The sequence below is a fragment of the Marinobacter aromaticivorans genome (genome assembly GCF_002806975.1).
GTDB classification, from domain to species: Bacteria; Pseudomonadota; Gammaproteobacteria; order Pseudomonadales; family Oleiphilaceae; genus Marinobacter; species Marinobacter aromaticivorans.
In genome coordinates this window covers 1-6,791 of the sequence record NZ_NIHD01000028.1, presented here as the reverse complement: position 1 = coordinate 6,791, position 6,791 = coordinate 1, and the positions used below count along the sequence as shown (strand labels likewise).

The window sequence follows — 6,791 nt, the reverse complement described above, 5'->3', positions numbered from 1 at the left end:
GGCCGGCCGCAGAGAGGACGCACTCGCGCGTTCTCTCTGCTTTGCTCAGCTCATCGTCGGCTTTCCTGATTGCATCAGGCTTTCGTACCAGTCGCTGTAGTCGCTTGGCTGCCACTTTTCAAAGGTGTCCTTTGCAAAAATTCTAAAGGTTGTTAGAATAACTTGTTGGGCACTTAAAATCAATTTCATTTTCAAGGTGTTAGCGGGACAGGAGAATTTCCACATGCGAGGACTGAGCGGAAAACGCGTGATCGTAACCGGCGGCGGCAGCGGCATAGGGCGCGCGGTTTGCGAACGTTTCGGCGAAGAAGGCGCCGAGGTTGCGGTTTTTGACCTGAACGAAGAGGGCGCGCAGGAAACGGCCCGTATCATCCAGGGCTCGGGAGGCAAGGCACAAGCATTCAAGGCGGACATCACCGATCGCGGCCAGGTCGACAAGGCGGTGGCTGAATTCGAGGCCGGAGGCCCGATCGACGTACTGGTTAATAACGCAGGATGGGATGAGATCAAGCCGTTCCTCGATACCGATTCCGGCCTCTGGGAAAAGGTCATCGACATCAACCTTTATGGCCCCTTGAACATGCATCATGCGGTGCTTCCGGGCATGGTCAAAAACGGGGGCGGCCGCGTGGTTAACATTGCCTCCGACGCTGGTCGCGTCGGTTCGTCCGGCGAAGCGGTTTATTCTGCCTGCAAAGGCGGCATCATCTCGTTTACCAAAACGGTAGCACGGGAACTAGCGCGCAAGGGCGTTCAGTTGAACGCTGTTGCGCCCGGGCCGACCGACACGCCGCTGTTCGCCCAGGTTGCTCAGGGCGACGCTGGTGAAAAGATCGCCGAGGGTCTCAAACGGGCCATTCCGATGAAGCGCCTGGCGCAGCCGACAGATTACCCCGGAATCATCTGCTTCCTGTCGTCGGACGACGCCGGCTTCATCACTGGTCAGGTGATTTCGGTCTCAGGTGGCTTGTCGATGCACGGTTGACCGCTGGTGGCAGTGTCTGTCACAAGACCCTGCCACTAAGCTGTGTCCAGAGTTACCCCCCAACTGGGCGCGCCAACGGTGCGACTTTCTCTACGTTGAAGAAAGGTGACAGATGTTTCAGCCAGACTCTGACATTCGGCGTTCAAGTACGCTTGCCGCTTTCCTGGATGACTGCGGCGCGGATAGTTACGAGGATCTAGCCCGACGTGCCAACGTCGAACCGGAGTGGTTCTGGGGCCGAATAATCGATTATGCCGGCATCTGTTTCAACCGGCCCTACACACAGCTTCGCGATATTTCCCAAGGGCCCGAATCGATCCATTGGGCCGTTGGCGGCGATCTGAACCTGACAGAGACATGCCTTGATGCGCGCATCTCGGAGGGGTTGGCGGACAAGACGGCGATCGACTGGGTCGGTGAGGATGGAAGCCGCCGCCGCTGGACCTATGCTGAACTCGCTGCCGAAGCTGCCCGCATCGCTTCGGCCCTTGCCACGCGCGGGGTGAAGCCTGGTCAGGCGATAGGCATCTACATGCCGATGATCCCCGAAATCGCGGCGGCGCTTCTGGGTATTGCCCGGCTGGGCGCCGTGGCGGTGCCGCTGTTCTCGGGCTTCGCGCCGACCGCCATCGTCAGCCGCCTCAAGGATGCCGGGGCGGTGGCCGTGCTGACGGCGGATGCTACGCCCCGGCGCGGCAAGCCCGTCTGGATGGAGGCCGCGATGGCCGAAGCCCTGAAAGATGTGCCTTCGATCCATACCGTGTTCAGCCTGCGGCGGTTTGGTGGTGCGGCGGCCGATCCGGCCCGCGATCTCGACTGGGAGGAGAGTGTCGACAATGCAGACCCGACGCAGCCCGCCCATCCGGTGAAAGCCGACGCGCCGTTGCTCATCGCCTATACCTCGGGCACGACCGGCCGGCCCAAGGGCGTGGTGCACACCCATATCGGTGTGCAGGCCAAGGCTGCGGCGGATTTCCTACTGTGCCTCGACATGAAACGCGATGATCGGCATATGTGGATGACCGACATGGGCTGGGTCATGGGGCCGCTCACGCTTCTGTCGGTACTGCTTTCGGGGGCGACGCTGGTGTTGGCCGAGGGCGCGCCTTCGATGCCCGACGACCCCTTCCGGCTGCTACGCCTCGCCTCGGAGATGGGCGTTACCCACCTTGGCGTTGCACCTACGCTGGTGCGACAGTTCATGACACAGGATCCCGCACCTCTTTCCGGTTACGATCTTTCGCCCCTGCGCATCGTTGCCTCAACCGGTGAACCTTGGACCAACGACGCCTGGCTCTGGCAACTTGACCATATCTGCCGCCGACGCGCTGTGCCGCTGAACATATCCGGCGGGACCGAGCTGTTCGGGGCCATCCTAACCTCGACCGTTCTACACGAAATCAAGCCCGGCGGATTTTCCGCCCAGGCTCTGGGTGTGGGCGCGAAAGTGCTGCGCGAGGATGGAAGCGAAGCCGCGCCGGGCGAGGTGGGCGAACTAATTGTGAGCCAACTGCCCATGGGCCTGACCCCGGCCATCTGGGGCGACCGGCAGCGATATTTGGAAACCTACTGGTCCACCTTCCCGGGCGTTTGGCGGCACGGCGATTGGGTTCGCCGCGATCCAGACGGCACATGGTATATCCTCGGCCGTTCGGATGACACGTTGAACATTGCCGGCAAGCGTATCGGTCCGCCCGAGATCGAGGCAGCCCTGACCGGCACCGGAGAGGTAGTGGACGCTGCCGCCATCGCCGCGCCCGACGATATCAAGGGCGTGGCGGTGGTCTGCATCTGTGTAGCGGCGCCGGGTGTGACGCCCGATGCGGGCCTCGTCGAACGGCTCAAGGACCAGGTGGGAAAGGTCGTCTCCAAGCCATTCCGCCCGCGCGAGATCCATTTTGTTGAGGCACTGCCCAAGACCCGCAGCATGAAGACGATGCGCCGGATCATTCGCGCGGCTTATCTATGCGAAGATCCGGGCGACCTGTCCTCGATCAGCAATCCCGAAACGATGAAACCCATTGCAGACCTGCGAAAGGAAACGCCATGATAACCGTCTTCGGCGCAACCGGCACGACCGGCGCCCCCCTTGTCGACACCCTCCTGGCCAAGGGCGCGAAACTGCGCGCAGTCACCAGCGATCCGGCCAAAGTCGCCCCCCTCAAGGCCAAGGGATGTGAGACCGTCACCGCCGATTTCTCCGACCCCGCCGCACTGGCAAAGGCATGTGCCGGTGCCGAAAAGATCTATCTCGTGACGCCCGCCCATCTGGACATGCGCCGTTGGAAAGCGAATGTGATCGAAGCGGCAAAGGCCGCGGGCGTGCGCCATGTCGTTCTGGCCACCGGCTTGGGCGCGGCGCCCAAGGCCAAGGTGACCTTTGGAAAGTGGCATTCCGAAACGCAGGAACTGGTAAAGGAAAGCGGGCTTGACTGGACCTTCGTCCAGCCGACCTATTTCATGCAGAACCTACTGTGGCAGGCCGGTAACATTGCGAAGGACGGTGTTTATTACGACGGTCTGGGCGGACCAGTGGCCTGGGTCGACGCCCGCGACATCGCCGATGTCGCCGCAGAGGCGCTGACCGCACCGGGGCACGAAGGCAAGGTCTATGGCCTGACCGGCCCCGAGGCCCTGACAGGTGAGGATATCGCCACTGTTCTGTCCGAGGAGACCGGACGCTCCGTCAACTGCACGCCCCTGTCGGCGGAGGACTCAAAGGCGGCCATGATCGCCGACGAAATGCAGGAAGAGGTCGCCGCAGCCATGGTGGAACTCGCCTCCATTGCCCCAAAGGGCTATCTCGCGGGCATCGAGACCACCGTCAATGACGTACTTGGGCGCCCGGCCCGCCGCTTCCGCGATTTCGTCGCCGAGAATCGGGCTGCTTTCGTCCAGTGAACTGACGGCTGCGCCCGCTCTCCGGTGCGGGACGCCATGTGTTACGACCAACCGCGCAATTGCCACCTGCCTGAATTGGTTATCATTTGATGACGAAAGGAGAGAAGTCAGACCATGCCAAATTTCGAGCCGCGAAACTCTGACTTCGATACGCGCGTGCGCGAGAGTTTCAACCGCCAGAAGGTGATGCGCACGATGGGGATCACCATTGCCGAACTCGCGCCCGGGCGTATCGTTCTGGAGATGGCGCATGATGATGCGCTGACCCAGCAGCATGGGTTTCTGCACGCAGGGATCGTATCGACCGCGCTCGACAGTGCTTGCGGCTATGCGGGTTTTTCGCTGATGCCTCCCGAGGCCGCGGTGCTGACAGCGGAATTCAAGATCAACTTGCTCAATCCGGCGGATGGCGAGCGGTTTCGCTTTGTGGCCGAGGTTGTCAAACCCGGACGAACCCTCACGGTATGCGAGGCGCGCGCCTATGCTATGAAGGGCGAGGACGAAAAGCTCGTCGCCACGATGACCGCCACGCTGATGGCGATGGTGGGGCGGACAGGTGTTGCTGGGTGAGGGCGTGGAGATTCCTCTTCACCCTCTAGTGATTTCCATCGCCGATCGGATTTCCATGGAGATGGCATCACGAACCGCCTGCTGCACCTGCCTATCTCCGGGTTCGGCCTCCCGCCCCGGTTCAGAGACTTTGCGCCAGACGCACCCCTTCATCGATGGCGCGCAGCGCATCAAGTTCAGCCGCCTCCTTCGCCCCGCCGATCATCGTGACGGTGACGCTGCGCGCAACAAGCTCGTCGACCAAGGCCTGCTCCGGTTCCTGACCGGTACAGAGCACGATCGTGTCAGCGGCGATGACCTTTGGCTCTCCGTTGTCCATGAGGATATGCAACCCCGCGTCGTCGATGCGTTCATAGACCACCCCGACCAAGGCCTCGACTCCGTGCTTGCGAAGGGCATTGCGCAGAATCCAGCCCGTCGAAACCCCAAGGCCCGCGCCCGGTTTCGAGTTCTTTCGCTGAAGCATGACCACCTTGCGGCGCGATGGTTTCAGTGCCAACGGATCGCCTACCAACGCGCCCGACACGGCAAATTTCGGGTCTACGCCCCATGTCTCGCAGAATGCGTCGGGGTTGTGGGCCTCGGCCGGTCCGGTCACGAGGAACTCGGCCACGTCATGGCCGATGCCCCCTGCCCCCATCACCAAGACAGTGTCACCCGCCGCGCGTTCGCCGGACAGGATTTCGGCGTAGGTCGCCACACTGGGATGGTCCGCGCCCGGCAGGTCGGGAATGCGCGGCGTAACACCTGTGGCGATTACCACATGATCGAAGCCGTTCAGATCGTCCAGGCCGGCCCTCTGCCCCAGACGCAACTTGACTCCGTGTTTATTTATCTGACCGGTATAATAGCGCAAGGTTTCGTCGAACTCGTCCTTGCCCGGTGCCGCGCGCGCCAGGTTCAGTTGTCCGCCCAGCTTGTCCTGCGCTTCGAACAGCGTAACGTCGTGGCCCAGCCGTGCCGCCTCGGCGGCCGTGGCCATACCGGCGGCACCGCCGCCGACAACGGCCAACTTGCTTGGTGATTCTGTCGGCGTATCCCGAAATTCGGTTTCGCGACCCGCCCGTGGATTGACTAGACAGCTCACAGGTCGGCTGGAAAAGATGAAATCCAGACAGGCCTGGTTGCAGGCGATGCAGGTGTTGATCTCGTTTGCGCGGCCCTCGCGCGCTTTTTTCACGAAATGGGGGTCAGCCAAAAAGGGCCGGGCCATTGAGATCATGTCTGCGTCCCCGGAGGTCAGGATGTCCTCTGCAAGCTCCGGCGTGTTGATCCGGTTGGAGGCGACTACCGGGATCGAAACTGCAGCCTTGACGTTGGCCGCCGCCTTGCGCCAGGCGCCGCGCGGAACCGGGTAGGCTATCGTCGGCACGCGCGACTCGTGCCAGCCGATGCCGGTGTTCAGAATGTCGGCCCCCGCCGCCTCGATCTTGCGAGCGAGCGCGGCGATTTCATCGCTGTGCGCGCCGCCCTCGACCAGATCGGCAGCCGAAATGCGATAGATGATAAGGAAGCCAGGTCCGCAGCGTTCACGCACCGCGCGCACGATCTCGACCGGAAAGCGGTGCCGATTCTCGGCGTTTCCGCCCCAGCCGTCTTCACGCTTGTTGGTATGAGTGACGGTGAATTCGTTGATAAGATACCCCTCGGATCCCATGATTTCGACGCCATCGAATCCCGCCGCCTGAGCATTGGCGGCAGCGGAGGCAAAATCCGCAATGGTGCGGCGGATGTCGGCGTCGGTCATTTCACGCGGGACGAAACGGTTGATCGGGGATCGAATCGGTGACGGCGCGACGCAGCCTTCGATCTTTGCGTAGCGCCCGGCATGAAGAAGCTGGGCGCAGATCAGGCTGCCTTCGGCCTGAACCGCTTCGCATATTGGGCGCAAGTGCCGAGCCTGATCGGGGTCATCGATACGCGGACCTTTGGGATCGAATATCCCCTCGGCATTGGGTGAAAACCCGCCCGTGACCAGAATCGCCGCCTCCCCTCGCGCACGCTCCGCGTAGAATGCAATCTGCTTGGCGATACTGTCAGGCTCGGTTTCCAGCCGCGTGTGCATCGACCCCATGATGACCCGGTTTCGCAACGTGCGTCGGCCTGCGCGAATGGGCGAAAGCATGGTCCCGAAGGTTTCCCTCTGCTGCGTGTTTTCCATTGTTGGCATCCTCCATCAAAATCTTCGCTTGACCTGCATTCTAACAGTTGTTAGGTTTTTACCAAAGCATATTTCCGGTCATTGATGACAAGGAGCGCCGATGCAATTCCAGCCAACAGAAGATCAAAAGGCGTTTCGCGAAACCGCGAAGCAATTCGCCACAAAAAAACTGGC

General features: G+C 61.6%; 5 protein-coding genes. 4 read left to right on the top strand and 1 reads right to left on the bottom strand.

The features are described from left to right. The first annotated feature begins 223 nt into the window (after positions 1-223). From CDH48_RS18870 to CDH48_RS18855, 4 genes are all read left to right on the top strand, one after another. Positions 224-985 (top strand): glucose 1-dehydrogenase, encoded by a 762-nt coding sequence (locus tag CDH48_RS18870; protein ID WP_062363467.1) that lies wholly within the window; start codon positions 224-226, stop codon positions 983-985. 112 nt (positions 986-1,097) lie between these two features. Beyond that, positions 1,098-3,035, top strand: a complete 1,938-nt coding sequence (locus CDH48_RS18865) for an AMP-binding protein (RefSeq protein ID WP_100690238.1) — start codon at positions 1,098-1,100, stop codon at positions 3,033-3,035. Then, the gene (locus CDH48_RS18860) at positions 3,032-3,886 is read left to right on the top strand and encodes an SDR family oxidoreductase (RefSeq protein WP_100690237.1); all 855 of its coding nucleotides are present in this window, start codon (positions 3,032-3,034) and stop codon (positions 3,884-3,886) included. The genes CDH48_RS18865 and CDH48_RS18860 overlap by 4 nt, the downstream gene beginning before the upstream one ends. 114 nt (positions 3,887-4,000) lie before the next feature. Beyond that, a complete protein-coding gene (locus CDH48_RS18855; protein WP_062363478.1) occupies positions 4,001-4,456 on the top strand; it encodes a PaaI family thioesterase in 456 nt (151 codons plus the stop codon). A 121-nt stretch (positions 4,457-4,577) separates the two neighbouring features. Here CDH48_RS18855 and CDH48_RS18850 read toward each other — a convergent pair whose 3' ends face one another. Then, positions 4,578-6,617, bottom strand: a complete 2,040-nt coding sequence (locus CDH48_RS18850; protein WP_100690236.1) for an FAD-dependent oxidoreductase — start codon at positions 6,615-6,617, stop codon at positions 4,578-4,580. Between the last annotated feature and the right edge of the window lie 174 nt (positions 6,618-6,791).